General features: G+C 45.8%; 12 protein-coding genes. 7 read left to right on the top strand and 5 right to left on the bottom strand.

The features are described 5' to 3' along the window. Nucleotides 1–67: 67 nt before the first annotated feature. From BS617_RS10160 to BS617_RS10170, 3 genes are all read left to right on the top strand, one after another. Nucleotides 68–568, top strand: a complete 501-nt coding sequence (locus BS617_RS10160) for a GNAT family N-acetyltransferase (protein WP_075172695.1) — start codon at nt 68–70, stop codon at nt 566–568. A gap of 167 nt (nt 569–735) precedes the next feature. Beyond that, nucleotides 736–2,562 carry a two-component system response regulator gene (locus tag BS617_RS10165; protein WP_075172696.1) on the top strand — a complete coding sequence of 609 codons (1,827 nt, stop codon included), beginning with the start codon at nt 736–738 and terminating at the stop codon, nt 2,560–2,562. Beyond that, complete coding sequence (locus BS617_RS10170; RefSeq protein WP_075172697.1) at nt 2,559–6,083, top strand: ATP-binding protein; 3,525 nt, start codon at nt 2,559–2,561, stop codon at nt 6,081–6,083. The genes BS617_RS10165 and BS617_RS10170 overlap by 4 nt, the downstream gene beginning before the upstream one ends. Nucleotides 6,084–6,146: 63 nt before the next feature. Here the strand turns inward: BS617_RS10170 and BS617_RS10175 are convergent, their stop codons facing one another. The 3 genes from BS617_RS10175 to BS617_RS10185 all read right to left on the bottom strand — a co-directional run bounded on the left by BS617_RS10175 (nt 6,147) and on the right by BS617_RS10185 (nt 9,267). After that, nucleotides 6,147–7,688, bottom strand: coding sequence for a tripartite tricarboxylate transporter permease (locus BS617_RS10175; protein WP_075172698.1), 1,542 nt, complete (start codon nt 7,686–7,688; stop codon nt 6,147–6,149). Nucleotides 7,689–7,692: 4 nt separating this feature from the next. After that, nucleotides 7,693–8,166 carry a tripartite tricarboxylate transporter TctB family protein gene (locus BS617_RS10180; RefSeq protein ID WP_075172699.1) on the bottom strand — a complete coding sequence of 158 codons (474 nt, stop codon included), beginning with the start codon at nt 8,164–8,166 and terminating at the stop codon, nt 7,693–7,695. Between the two features lie 117 nt (nt 8,167–8,283). Further along, a complete protein-coding gene (locus BS617_RS10185; protein WP_075172700.1) occupies nt 8,284–9,267 on the bottom strand; it encodes a tripartite tricarboxylate transporter substrate binding protein in 984 nt (327 codons plus the stop codon). 231 nt (nt 9,268–9,498) lie between these two features. Here BS617_RS10185 and BS617_RS10190 point away from each other — a divergent pair, with 231 nt between their 5' ends. The 4 genes from BS617_RS10190 (at nt 9,499) to BS617_RS10205 (ending at nt 13,493) form a co-directional block, all read left to right on the top strand. Next, the gene (locus tag BS617_RS10190; protein ID WP_306460945.1) at nt 9,499–11,172 is read left to right on the top strand and encodes an ATP-binding protein; all 1,674 of its coding nucleotides are present in this window, start codon (nt 9,499–9,501) and stop codon (nt 11,170–11,172) included. Next, nucleotides 11,169–11,867 carry a response regulator gene (locus BS617_RS10195; RefSeq protein ID WP_075172701.1) on the top strand — a complete coding sequence of 233 codons (699 nt, stop codon included), beginning with the start codon at nt 11,169–11,171 and terminating at the stop codon, nt 11,865–11,867. Before BS617_RS10190 ends, BS617_RS10195 begins: the two co-directional genes overlap by 4 nt. A 69-nt stretch (nt 11,868–11,936) precedes the next feature. Further along, nucleotides 11,937–13,331, top strand: a complete 1,395-nt coding sequence (locus BS617_RS10200) for a DASH family cryptochrome (protein WP_075172702.1) — start codon at nt 11,937–11,939, stop codon at nt 13,329–13,331. A 3-nt stretch (nt 13,332–13,334) separates the two neighbouring features. Next, a complete protein-coding gene (locus tag BS617_RS10205; RefSeq protein ID WP_075172703.1) occupies nt 13,335–13,493 on the top strand; it encodes a DUF2256 domain-containing protein in 159 nt (52 codons plus the stop codon). Nucleotides 13,494–13,547: 54 nt separating this feature from the next. On the opposite strand, the gene BS617_RS10210 is transcribed toward BS617_RS10205, so the two are convergent. Then, the gene (locus BS617_RS10210) at nt 13,548–13,835 is read right to left on the bottom strand and encodes a putative quinol monooxygenase (RefSeq protein ID WP_075172704.1); all 288 of its coding nucleotides are present in this window, start codon (nt 13,833–13,835) and stop codon (nt 13,548–13,550) included. Between the two features lie 47 nt (nt 13,836–13,882). Next, on the bottom strand, nt 13,883–14,908 hold the full coding sequence (locus BS617_RS10215; protein WP_075172705.1) for a zinc-binding alcohol dehydrogenase family protein: 1,026 nt from the start codon (nt 14,906–14,908) through the stop codon (nt 13,883–13,885). Nucleotides 14,909–14,911: the final 3 nt, after the last annotated feature.

Raw genomic sequence — 14,911 nt, forward strand, 5'->3', positions numbered from 1 at the left:
GCGCCTTCATCTTTACTATATTACCCGTATAAACAATCCTAAGCCTCACCTTACAAGGGTCACTTTTATGGCTATCAACATCCGCCGCGCAGTTATCGATGATTTAGCTGATATTGTTAACATTTACAATCAAACTATTCCAAGTCGCCTAGCAACAGCCGATACACACATTGTGAGTGTCGAAAGCCGCCATAACTGGTTTACAGCTCACCACGAAAAGCGCCCATTGCTAGTCGCTGAAATCGACAATCAAATTGCTGGCTGGGCCAGTCTAAACGATTTTTACGGCCGCCCTGCATATTATGCCACTGTTGAACTCAGCATATACATCGACTCTGCCTACCAAGGCCAAGGGCTAGGCAAGCAATTAGTAGCATACTGCATTGACCTAGCACCCACACTGAACATTTCGAACCTGCTCGGTTTTGTCTTTTCTCACAATCGCGCTAGCATTTCACTATTAGAGAATCATGGTTTTACGCAGTGGGGGCATCTTCCTGGAATAGCCGAAATGGATAACAACAAATACAGCCTCGATATCTGGGGGCTGAAGCTAGCGCAGAACTAAACCCGCGATTAAACCTATAAATTGGCGCCAGTTAACTATATATTGCTTAATAATTAAGCATATAACGGTACGCCTTCCTTGGCTTTAGGAACACAAGCCTACTCTTTGCAAACCATAAAAAAGAGAACGTACTTTCGCACTATTTTTCGACTTTAGGAGCGGCACGGATGTCTTTAAAAGTTCTAGTCGTCGACGATACACCCGACAACATAGATATATTACGACGGGTCGTCTCATCACTAGACTGTACAGTTCTAGTCGCCACGTCAGGCGAACGCGCGCTATCACTCATCAATAAGAACCCGCCGGATTTAGTGTTGCTGGACGTTATGATGCCTGGTATTGATGGCTTTGAGGTTTGTACGCAATTAAGGCAAAATCCAAAGACAGCGGACCTACCCATAATTTTCGTTACCGGACGCCAAGATGATATTAGTTTAGGCTTTAGCGTCGGTGGAAATGACTACATTACTAAACCAATCAACACCGATGAAGTGGTCGCACGTGTTAAGCATCAACTCGAGCGTCTGTCGCTGTTACGCGAGATGCAAGCACTAAACAACGAACTTGAGCAGAAAGTGCGAGATCGGACAGCAAAACTAGCGGTCGCTAATCAGCAGCTACGTGAAGAAATTAACGAACGGCGATATATGCAGGATAGGTTGAGATACCTAGCAGAGCACGACTTCGTAACGCGGCTTTATAACCGCAACGCCTTGGACGCACACATTGCAGATACCATTGAAGCGTTTCAGCTCCGTAGCCAACCGGCTAATTTTTTACAGATTGACCTTGATCGGTTTCGCTTAATTAATGAAAGCTGCGGATGTATTGCTGGTGATGAGCTACTTAAAGAATGTGGAGAACTCATAGCTAACTGTCTAACGAAGGACGACTTTTTTGCTCGTATAGGTGGTGACCGTTTTGCCATAGTCAGTAATAGACAGAGCAACCAAGCAGCACAGTCGTTAGCGCATCTTATTTACCAACAGTTTTCGGAGTTTTCATTTGAATGGGATGAGCGCTCTTTTAACGTAGGCGTTAGCATTGCAATTGTGCCCTTCAATTTAGACATTTACAGCTTCGACCAGCTATTAATTATGGCAGATGAAGTCATGTATTTAGCGAAAAAGGAAGGCGGAAAAGCAATATCCACCTATAATGAGAACACACCTTTAGCTGTCGTAAACCGCACTCGTATCAACTGGGCGCTACGCTTAGTCGATGCGCTAAAGTTTGATCACTTTCGTATCTTTGTCCAAAAAATAAATTCGCTTAAAGACAACCCTCTTGGTCTACATGAGCCCATAAAAATGGAAGCGCTAGTTCGCTTATATGATGCAAGTAACGACCAAATACTCACACCCGATCAATTTATGCCCTCAGCTGAGCGCTTCCATCTTACCCCGAGTATTGATCGGTGGATGATAGAACATGTTTGTCTTTTTTTGCACGATCATCCAAGCTTACATCAACAAATATCATCAATTTCGATCAATTTATCAGCACTAACTCTAGGCGAACCCGACTTATGTCAATACATCGCCAGCGTACTTAAAAAGTATCAACTGCCAGCCAAGCTTCTCGTCTTTGAAATCACTGAAACCGAGCGCTTTGTCAATATAGAAAGTGCTGCCAACATGCTGTTAGACATCAGTCATTTAGGTTGCCAGATCTCTATTGATGACTTTGGTAGCGGCTACGCTTCATTCAACTATTTACGAGAATTGCCGTTCGACCAAATAAAAATAGACGGCGTCTTTATCCGTGATATGGAACACATTGAGGCTAACTACGAAATGGTTCGCTCCATTGTTGATATTGCTGCCAAGCTCAACAAACCGGTGGTGGCTGAATTCGTTGAGCGCGAATCCATTGCCACACTCCTTAAAAGCATTGGCGTACACTGGGGGCAAGGCTACCACTTCCATCGCCCCGAACTGCTGACACCGGCCTGTATCGAACGCTTATCTCAAATAAAGGAAGTGGTGTGATCAGAAAGACTTCACAGCTCATACTGACCGCCTGCATATTACTACTATTTAGTAACCCGTCGCTCATTGCGCAAGTGAGAGTCACACCACTTACCTTATCCGCCGATGAAGCAGCCTGGCTTGCTGATCATCCTGAAATAACCTTCACGGGTGACCCTAACTGGCTGCCTTTTGAGGCTTTTGACACAAACGGCACCTACATAGGCTTAGTTGCCAATTACTTAGCAACAATAGAAAAGCAGCTTGGCATCCATTTCGTAATAAAACAGAACACCAGCTGGCAACAAGCGATAGAAATGGCAGAACAAGGCCAGGTTGATGTCATTTCAGATGTGCTCGCTAACGAAACGGTCAGCCGAACGCACTCTTTTACTGCCCCTTACATAACCAGCCCGTTGGTTGTCCTCTCTCGCGAAGTAGGCACCCCCATCAGGGATCTAAATGAGCTAGGCGACGCCCCCATCGGTATTGTCAAAGAATATGGATACGTTTGGGATTTATGGGAGGCTTACCCTCAAGCCAATATGATCGATGTGGACACCATACAAGACGGTCTCGAAAAGCTGAATACCCAGCAAATAGACTACCTGGTGATCTCGCAGACGGTTGGTCAATTTCACATTGCGAAAGCCAATAACTCAGCTCATTTGCATTTACGAGGCCAGCTTCCTATCAATATTGAATTAGGTTTAGCTGTCAGAAAAGACTGGCCAGAACTCGTTAGTATTCTCAACAAAGCCATTGCTTCGCTATCACCCGAGCAACGATATCAAATTGCTGAATCTTGGTACCTTCAGAACAGCGACTACTTTCAAGACAACCGAGATTTATGGCGCCTAATAGGCTTATCGGTTTCCGTCGTTGTCGTGTTATTTATATGGATCATCATGGCTAGGCGTCAGCAAAAACGGCTTGAACGCCGAGAGCAACGTTATGCACAAGCGCTAGCCGCTATTAATGCCGGAGAATGGGAACTCAATAAACACACCTTAAAATTATACTTATCCCCCGCCTTCCTCGAAAACGTAGGTATCACGGGGCAATCGGCTACGCATCATTTAAATGATCTCTACAACTGGATTGAACCCGAAGACCAACCTCACGTTATTGAAGCCTTTACGTCACTGCTAGAAGCTCCTGACTTTGGGCCAATCGAGGTATTTAGCGACGCACTACCCACTGATATCAACTTGCTCGATATCCAGTGCAGACTCAAAAACCCGTTATCCGATACCACGCCTATTTGGATTTCGATTAAAGGCCGAGGTATTCAAAAAGGCTCGATCACTAGCCAACGTAAGCTGGCAGGTACAATTGAAGACATCACAGAGCTCAGACGCTCATCTACGGAGCTGAAACAAAAAGATCAACTGCTCGCCTCCCTGCTAGATACCATGCCAGATTTAGTCTCGCTTAAAGGGTTGGATCGAAAATATGTATTCACTAACAACGCTTTTCAGAACTTTTTCTGTCCAAGTGAAAGCCTTATTGGGTATAGCGACCAAGGCCTATTAAACCCAGAGCTGAGTGAAGCGATAGCAGACATTGAGCAACAAGTAATAGCAACGACAGAGAAGAAAGCGTATTCAACTTGGGCGACCGACTCATATGGCAACCCGTCCTATTTTGAAATAATAAAAACGCCCGTCTTTGATGAGAACGGTGATGTATCCGGCATACTCTCCGTTTCCCGTAACAGCACCGAGCGTTATCAACTGACTCAAGAACTTGAGCAGTTTAAACTCTTTGCAGAGTATTCCGAACAGGGCATGGGAATGGCACACTTTGATACAACTATGTGTTATCTAAACCCTACCCTTTGTCGCTGGCTCTTAGGTAATGACGAAGCCGAGTACTTGAATCGGTCTTTTTATGATTTTTATCCTGTTGAGTACCACACCCAAATAGCCGAAGAAATTTTGCCAGCTGTACTCAATCACGGGCTATGGCGAGGCGAGCTTGAGCTCTTAACGCCGGATGGCAAAACCATACCGACACTCGAAACTTTCTTTTTAGTTTTAGGCCCAGATAACGAACCTTTATACATTGGGGATGTGATCATCGACATCTCGGCTGAAAAAGAAACTCAGCTGGCTCTAGAACACGCAAAACAAGAAGCTGACCGAGCTAACGCCAGTAAATCAACCTTTTTAACCAACATGAGTCACGAAATAAGGACACCGCTCAATGCTGTGCTGGGTTATTCTCAGTTGCTCATGAAGGAACCAGACCTTAACAGCGAATGCAAAGAGCAAGTGCGGCGTATTAATAATGCGGGGCAACGGTTGCTGAGTTTGATCAACGATGTGTTAGATCTATCAAAAATTGAAGCCGGTAAATTCACGCTAAACCAAGACTCTATTAACTTAACCGATGAACTGACTGAGCTTATAACGCTTCATAAAGAAAAAGCGGATGCTAAACACCTATCCTTAATCGCTGACATAAACATAGATAAAAACGACTGGGTCACCACAGACAAAACTAAATTTGGGCAAGTCATTATCAACCTCATCAACAACGCCATCAAATTTACACAACAAGGTGAAGTGCGTGTCGAAGCTCATCGCACTAAACACGAAGTCAGTATTTGTATCAGCGATACTGGCGCGGGCATATCATCACAAGAACTCAACCAGTTATTTCAGCCTTTTGTGCAAGGACGCTCGGGTAACCAAAACGGCGGGACTGGCCTAGGGCTTGTACTCTCACGCCATATCGTTGAAGCGCTTGGCGGCACGTTGACTATGGAGAGTGTCCTTCACCAAGGTACTCAAGTACACATCAATTTACCCTTGCCTAAGCAGCCATTAACGCCAGTTGATAAAAGCCTTGTTAGCTTTGAGCAGGGCTTGATACTGCCCCCTGATCAACAATTTACAGCGCTCATCGTTGAAGATGACGCTATGAGCCGCGACATACTCAAACAATTTCTGCTGGATACCGGCTTTAACATTATCCTAGCAGAAGACGGCCTAGAAGGGCTCAGCAAAGCCTGCGAGCTAAAACCCGATATCGTATTCACCGATATACGCATGCCCGCCATGGACGGTGTAAGCTTGCTCAATAAACTGAGACAATATTACAGTTTAGCGAGAATCCCCATCGTAGCAGTGACGGCTTCTAGCCTAGAGCATGAACGCCGCTATTACTTACAACAGGGATTTAGTGACTTTGTTGGCAAACCCATAGACTTTAACTGGCTAATAACCGTTATTGAAGAGCAATTGAGCACAAGCTTAGTAAGCCCTCAAGCGAGCCAAGAGATGTCAGTAGAACACGAAGTTAAGCCCGTTGCGGCGTCTTCTACCTCATCGATCAGACAAACACTGTCCCCCACCCTGATCAGCCGCATCAAAGTATCCGCACAAGAAGGCGATTTCGATGCCGTGGCCCAACTTTGCCAAGCCTCCTTTGATGAACACGATCCCCTTTATCAAAATATACAACATGCTTTAAAGCAGTATGATTTGGAACAGGTCGTTGCGGTCTTAGAATCCGCTACCGAATCCCCAACATAAAAAAGGCAGTAGCGCTTTTACACCACTGCCCTCGACAAAAAAAGATGTGTTAGTTGATAGAGGTTAACCACCCTCGCCTTCGTTTACCGCTTGCTCCATGCCTTTTTGCCCTTTAGCAGCAAACAATTTACTGATCAGTGGCAAAAACAATAGGATAGCGGCAATCACGATGATGGATAACGTTAACGGTCGCTCCCAGATAAAAGATAAGCTCCCATCAGACATCACCAGTGAGCGACTCAAATTTTGCTCCATAATCCCACCCAGGATGTAACCTAGCAGCATAGGTGCCATTGGAAATTCCAACAATTTAAGGAAGATCGCTATCGCGGTAATAAAGACCATCATCTGAATATCAAAGGTGTTAAAGCTCACCAAATACACACCCGTCACTGAGAAAAACAGAATCAGCGGAATTAAGATCGGACGTGGGATAGCCAATAAGCGTGAAATGTAAGGAATCAATGGTAAATTTAGGATTAGTAGCACCAAGTTACCAAAGTACATTGATATAATTACAGACCAAAACACATCTGGGTTATCAACAAATAAACGAGGCCCTGGCTGAACTCCGGCAGCAATAAGCGCCCCCAACATAATAGCGGTTGTACCCGAGCCTGGAATCCCCAAAGTTAGTAGCGGTACAAACGAGCCAGTAGACGCCGCATTATTTGCGGTTTCAGGCGCCGCCAAACCACGTAATGCCCCTTTACCAAATTTCAGCTTCTCTTTAGCGGATGCGAAGTTACGCTCCATACCATAGGCCAAGAAAGAGGCAATGGTTGCACCTGCACCGGGTAACACACCAATGATAAAGCCAAACACCGAAGAACGAGCCACCGTAGGGGCTATCTCTTTTACTTCTTCTTTATTTAACTTCATGCTACCCAACGCAGCCATATCAATTTCGGGGTCTTCTTCCAAATGCTGACGTTTCATGACGGACATCACTACTTCGGTTAACGCAAACGTCGCCATCGCCAACAGCAAAAAGCTAACGCCGTCTAACAAATCAACACTGCCAAACGTAAAGCGTGGCGCTCCTGTCATTGCATCAGCACCGACGGTAGCAATCATCAAACCAAAAACCGTCATAATCATGGCTTTTATGACTTGCCCTTTACCTGAAAAAGCAGCCACAGCCGTCAAACCTAACACCATCAATGCAAAATAATCGCCCGATTGGAAACTGAGAGAGACTTTCGCTAAGGCCGGTGCAGCAAACAACAGAATAATCGCACCGACAGTCCCCCCCGTAAATGAGCAGTAAGCGGCCAATGCTAAGGCTTTACCGGCTTGTCCTTTCTGCGCTAACGGGTAGCCATCAAACGAGGTAACCACTGTACTGGCGCACCCAGGCGCGTTAATCAAAATAGAAGAGGTCGAACCGCCAAACACGGCACCGTAATAAACACCGGCCATCAAGATAATACCGGATGCGGGGTCAAGCCCGTAAGTAATAGGGATCATCAAAGCAACAGCAGAGATAGGCCCCAGCCCAGGCAGCATTCCGATGAAAGTACCGGCAAAACAGCCCACTACAACCATCATAATGTTAAACGGCATTAACGCCGTACCAAGCCCTGTAAAGATTCCATCTAACATGGCACTAACCTCCAAACAACGTAGTGATCAATCGCCCAGGGGCAAGATAGATATCAAGTAATTGAGAAAGCGCGAACCAAATGAAAACGGCAAAAGGAACGGACGCAATCAAGAGTGTTTTAATTCGGCGCTCGCCTAATAACCAATAGCCGCCAATCAAAAAGAGGATGGTCGACACTAAAAAGCCTACCCACTCAAGGGCTAAACCGAAGAGCACCACCAACGCCAGCAACTTAACGACGATGGCAAAGTCGTAACCTTTAAGAGAAAGCCGATCAGCCGCATCGCGACTAGCCGTTACGATCAGCGCAATCGATAACACGCCACCCATATAAGCTAAAGCCGTCGGTACGGTTTGCGCGTTGAAAGGTTCATACTCATCACCTGGCAACATCGAGATATCACCAATGTAATATCCATAGGCAGCAGACAGGCACAGAAATACCAAACCGCCAATATGATCTTTAGTAATAATCATAGGGTTCACCTTTGACGGTACTACGCCCGCCTATCTAAATAAGGGAATGATTAAAGAGCTTCAAACCAGCCACCGAGGCTCATTTGAAGCTCAAAGATAACCGCTACGAAAGCGCGATTATTTCAAGAAGCCAAGCTCACGCATCAGGTTGCCTACAACTTCTTCTTGGTTTTCTAGGAAAGCTACAAACTCAGCACGTGGCTTGAATATTTCAGTCCAGCCGTTACGGTCACGAACCACTTCCCACTCACCTGTTTCGTACATTTTTCCTAGAGTAGCTGCGTACTCGTCAGCTTCGGCATCAGGTAATCCTGGTGCACCGAAGAAACCACGCCAGTTCACAAACGTCGCGTCATAGCCGAGTTCTTTTAGTGTAGGAACGTCTGGAGCTGTCGCAGAACGCTCATCGCCTGTGATTGCCAAAATACGTACTTCACCCGCTTCGGCCAGCGCTAATGCCTCACTAAAACCTGTAGATAACAAATGTGCTTCACCTGACAAAATACCGGCCATGGCTTTACCACCAGCATCATAAGCAACGTACTTTAATTTACGCGCATCACCGCCAGCTGCCTTAAAGGCCATGGCAGCAACCAAGTGATCCATACTGCCGCGTGCCGAACCACCAGCAATAGCAACCGAACGAGGGTTCTCACTGTAATCTTTTACAACGTCGGTAAAGCTCTTATATTTAGAATCCGTTGGGACCACAAACGCGCCATAGTCACCAACAACCGCCGCGATAGGCGTTAAGTCACGGAAGGACTGTGGAAAAACTTTAGACAATGAACGAATAACGATAGGTGTAGAGTTAACCATGAGCGTGTTGTGGCTTTGATCGGCCATTTCGATTAAATGAGCGATTGCTTTACCGCCACCACCGCCAGAAAGGTTTTCGTATGACGCACTCTCAACCAAACCCGATTTTGTCAATGCTTCACCCACACCACGAGCGGTACCATCCCAGCCACCACCTGCGCCACCGGGAATAAGGAAGTGGATTTCATCAACTTCAGCCTGAACTGTTCCAGCTCCTAATGTAGAAACTAATGCAGCAGCCAATAACGTAGAGCGATTGCGGGAGAAAAATTTAGATAACATGACGTATCCTCAATTTGTTTTTATATTTTTTTGTAGTTACTGAGGATCAATATAGACGCCAAGCTATTTTTAAAAAATATTGTGCATTTAAAGGCTATAAAAATCTTTAAATGCATTTTGTTCATTTAGTTCACAGGCATTCGTGCTATTTCTTAGCTAAGATGGCATAAGAATTATTGGGCATTGGTATCCTTTACCTACATCAATACCGCCGTATCAAAGAGCAATCGCGTGACCATAATAAAAAAAACATTACAGCACCTTACGCTTCGTAAGTTAAAAATCAGAACTCGTATGTCGCTAGTCTTAGGGCTTATGGCCCTTTTGCAAACAGGGCTACTTGGCATATTTGCTCTCAATTACCTTGATAACTCGCTTGAAGAGCAAATGGGGCAGCAAGCTGTTCATGTCGCTAAAACCATCGCAGTCATACCGCAAATAATCAGCGCAGTGGAACAAAGGGACAGCGACTTTCTACAACCGACTAGCCTGCAATTAGCAGACACCATTGATGCTCGCTTTGTCGTCATTGGTGATATCAACAGCATACGCTTAGCACACCCTAACTACGAACGGGTTGGACAGCCAATGTATGACGATGATGGCGACTACAACGAGCCTGCGCTGCTGGAAGGAAGGCCTTACGTACAAAAAGCCATTGGTAGCTTAGGAGCATCGATCCGCGGGAAATCGCCTATATTTGATTCCACAGGAGAAACAGTCATAGGCGTCGTATCAGTCGGCTTTTTACTGGACAACGTAGACTCCATCATTGCACGTTATCGCACCACCCTCACTGTCGCCATTTTATCTGCGTTTTTGCTTAGCGTCCTTACGGCTATTTGGTTTGCTAACCACTTTAAAAAAGCTATTTTTGGCCTAGAGCCAGAACAAATCGGGCTATTATTTGAGGAGCGCAATGCGACTCTCGAATCTATCCGTGAAGGCATAATCGCCATTAATTCCCAAGGGTTGATCACCACCTTCAACCGAGCAGCGCTACACACCTTAGAGCTAACCGATAAGACCCCTTTGCTAGGTAAGCCTATCCAAACAATCTTGCCTGGCAGCCAGCTATTAGAAGTACTCGCCAACGGTGAGCCTCAATTTGACCAAGAATTTTGGGTCGGTGAAACCTGCCTCATTGCAAACCGTATTCCCGTATGCCAAAACGATCAAATCATCGGTGTGGTGTCGAGTTTTCGTCGTAAAGATGAACTCGATATGGTTAGCCGAAAACTAACCCGCATCCAGCAGTATGCTGACAGCTTGCGCAGTCAAACTCACGAATACTCCAATAAACTCCACACCATAGCGGGGCTCATTCAAATAGGGGCGAACAATGAAGCGCTTAACCTGATTGGGCAAGAGACAGAAAACCACCAAACGCTCATTCACCTTTTGGTAGAAGCTGTACCCGACCCCGTATTAGCAGGCTGTTTGCTAGGGAAGTACAACCGTGCTCGCGAGTTGGGGCTTCACTTAAAAGTGGATACCGAAAGCCGAATGACCGACTTACCTGAGCGCCTGCCGCGTGATCAACTTGTCAGTATTATTGGTAACCTACTTGATAATGCCTTTGATGCCACATTGGCGCACACCGGCGCTGGCGGTGAAGTTTTCTTAACGATGACGGATCTCGGCAACGACCTTATCTTCGAAATTGAAGACCAAGGCGCGGGAATCCCCTTAGACGAACAAGCACGTATTTTCGAAAAAGGCGTGTCGAGCAAGCATGAACCCGGACACGGCATTGGCCTACACTTAGTTGAGACATTGCTGCATCGCTTAGCCGGAACCGTTACCATAGACCCCACTGAACGAGGCGGCAGCCGTTTTACCGTGTATATACCAAAAATAAATCCAAACCATACACCCAAGTCCACAAAAGGAAGCCCTGCATGAGCAGCATTCGTGTAGTGATCGCCGAAGATGACCACCAAATAGCCGAAATTCAACAACGTTTCTTAGAACGCATCGAAGGATTTGAACTAGTGGGCCTAGCCCACGGCCTAGATGAAGCTCGCGATCTGGTGGACATACTTAAACCCGAACTGCTGTTGTTGGATGTTCACTTTCCAAAAGGCACGGGCTTAGATTTACTACGGGAACTGCGCTCTGGCAACAGCTCAACAGATGTTATATTGATTACGGCTGCCCGCGAGGTAGACACCTTAAAAGCCGCCATGCATGGGGGCGTGTTCGACTATATTTTAAAACCGCTGGTATTTGAGCGTCTCCGAGATGCACTTAACCATTACGCCGAGCACTTAGATAAACTGCGTAATATGGAATCCCTTGTCCAAGGCGATGTCGACCGCCTATTACCTCGTAATGCCACCCCCAACACCAGCCAACCGGTAATGAATACAAACCTACCTAAGGGGATTGATGCCCTCACCTTAGACAAAGTACGCAAAGTCTTGTTAGAAGCCGATAGCTCGCGCAATGCCGAGGAAGTCGGCTCACAAATTGAAGCCAGCCGTACTACCGCGCGACGTTACCTAGAATATTTAGTGAGCTGCGGAGAATTAACGGCCGAAGTAAGTTACGGCAGTGTCGGCCGTCCCGAGCGCCGTTACCTCAACCAAACCAGTTAAGCCTACATGAACTAAACACGCCTAGAGCTCGTAGAGATAGAACACATTTTCGAATACGGGAAATTCGTTTTGTCTGATAAAACAGCGCTGTACTGGTTTACTAACGACCTACGACTTAAAGACAATATGGCACTGGAACATGTGGCTCGTCAGAGTCAACGTTTGGCCTTTCTCTATGTTTTTAACCCAGCATGGATTGCCCCAAGAAATTATCAACACCGATTAATTGGTGAATTCAGCCTGCAATTTATTATTGAATCCTTAGTCGATTTGGAACAACAGCTCCGCGCAATGGGGCACCGCTTCCATATTCTTTTCGGCAACCCTGTCGATATCATACCCACCATAGTTCAGCAAAACGGAATTGATATCATGGGCTGTAACGCTCACAGCGGTTGGTACGAGCGTAAAACTCACCACAGTATTCAACAAAAGCTTACACCCAATAGTTTACACACAAGATGGAATAACTACCTGTATAGCCCAGAACAGTTAAACAGCCATCAGCAAAGCAGCACAAAAAAGGAAAGCCTCTCGATATTAAAATCCTTTTCGACCTTCCGGCAATTCGTTGAGCAACGCGATATCCTTCCCACACCAGCCCAAACAGAACAGCCATTAAACTTACCAGAGCCACTAGACCTTAAAGGGCTTTTCAAAAAAGTGCAGGATTTATCCGATTTTCTAAAAATGAATGACAATAAGTTATCGAGACTTGAGAATGCTCAAAACTTATCTTTCATTCCCGGAGAGTTAGCGGCTCAGTGTCACCTGAATGATTATTTCGGTACAAGCTCACCAAGCACCTATAAACACACCCGTAACGCGCTGGACGGATGGGATAATTCTACAAAATTTAGCCCCTACCTTGCCCATGGTAACTTATCGCCTCGCCAAATATGGAAGGCTGTAAACACCTACGAAGCGATCAATATTAAAAATGATGACACTTATTGGATTAAGTTTGAGCTACTCTGGCGTGAGTACTTTAATTGGGTAGCCCTCAAGATAGGGTCTACACTTTTCCGCTTTAGAGGTATGGCAAGCTCACCTCCGCTCACAAGTTTCTTTGCCGAACGATTTACCAAATGGTGCCAAGGTAGTACCCCTTACCCACTAGTAAATGCCTGCATGAAGCAATTAAATGCCACAGGCTATATGTCAAATAGAGGCCGACAACTAACCGCTAGCTGCTTAATCAACGAGTTGGGTATTGATTGGCGATATGGCGCTGCCTATTTTCAAGAAAGGTTAATTGACCACGATGTCGCTTCCAATTGGGGCAATTGGCAATACATTGCCGGAGTGGGAACCGACCCGCGCGGCGGACGTCATTTTAACCTTGAAAAACAAACTCAAATGTTTGATCCACACCATGAATTTATTCACAAATGGCAAGGCGATGAGCACACCGCCGCTTTGGACTCGCTTGATGCGTCTGGCTGGCCCATTGGTATGAAATGACATATGAAAAAATCGCAGCTTCCCAGCAAAATATGCCGTACCTGCAACCGCCCTTTTACATGGCGAAAAAAATGGGAGCGAGACTGGCCCAACGTTAAGTATTGCTCCAAACGATGCGCGTCACTTAGCCCTAAAGCACAAAGCCCGACGGACAAACCGTAGGGCTTTATAATCACGGATAACGCTTGGCCTTATAGACATGCAACACCAGAACAACTACAGCTGAGTCATCTCATTTAACACAAACTCTTCCACCGCACCCTCTGTAGCTGCCACATAATACTTTAGGTGTTGGCTATCCATATGAGCAAGCCACAAATCACGGCTTTCCCAGTTTTCATAAAACATAAAATGCGCTGGCACATCATTATCCTGATGCAGATCGTAATTAATGCAGCCTTCTTCGGCGCGCGTAACGTCAATAAGTTTCAGCAACTGAGCTTTCACTAAATCAATTTTATCGGGCTTGGCTACAATATTGGCAACTACGGTTAGTCGAGACATGATCTTTTCCTTTTATTAAAAACGCTATTTACACTAATTTTCGTCTATCAGAATCCTTCCAAAACAATTTTTCCGATAGAACGACCACTCTCGAGCGCTTCGTGTGCCGTACGCAAATTAGCGGCATTAATTAAACCCAAGTGCTGACCAACCGTCGTTTTTACATAACCTTGGTCAATTAGCTCAGCTACGCGATTCAATAAGTTGCCTTGCTCTTGCATATCTTCCGCTTGGAACATGGAGCGAGCAAACATAAATTCCCAGTGCAGCGATAAGCTTTTTCTTTTCAGCGCTGTCACGTCCATATTTTTAGGGTCGTCAATCATAGCGATGCGACCAAAGGGAGCTAATAGTTGGGTATAGGTATCAAAGTAACTATCTGTACTGTTTAAACTAGCCACGTGCGTTACGGGTCCAATGCCTAATGCATCAATCTGCGTTGCTAATGCTTGTGTATGGTCAACCACATAATCAGCCCCTAATTGCGTAACCCACGCCTGAGAGCTTTCACGCGATGCCGTTGCAATAATCGTCGCTCCCGTCAATGCCTTAGCCAGTTGAATGAGTATGGAGCCTACACCACCAGCGGCTCCCACCACTAGCACTACCTCTTTAGAACGGTCAGTTGATCCGGGAGCCGTTTGCTTCAAAGCTAGATGTTCAAACAAAATTTCCCACGCAGTAATCGTCGTCAAAGGCAAAGCGGCAGCTTGCGCATTAGACAAGCTTGTTGGTTTGAAACCAACAATACGCTCATCCACTAATTGATATTCAGCATTGCTTCCTTGTCGAGTCACATCACCGGCGTAAAATACCTGATCACCGGGCTTGAATTGGGTTACCCCCTCACCGATTGCAACCACTTCGCCAACGGCATCCCATCCTAATACTTTATATTCACCTTCAGCAGGTGCCGTATTTTGACGCACTTTATAGTCAACCGGGTTCACTGCTATCGCGTTTACTTTAACAAGTAAGTCGCGGCCTTTAGCGCTAGGCTGCGGTAGTTCCACATCGACTAATGAATCAGTTTTCGTAATAGGTAAAGATGTTAAATAACCAATCGCTTTCATAAT

This window comes from Neptunomonas phycophila (assembly GCF_001922575.1).
Lineage (GTDB): Bacteria > Pseudomonadota > Gammaproteobacteria > Pseudomonadales > Balneatricaceae > Neptunomonas > Neptunomonas phycophila.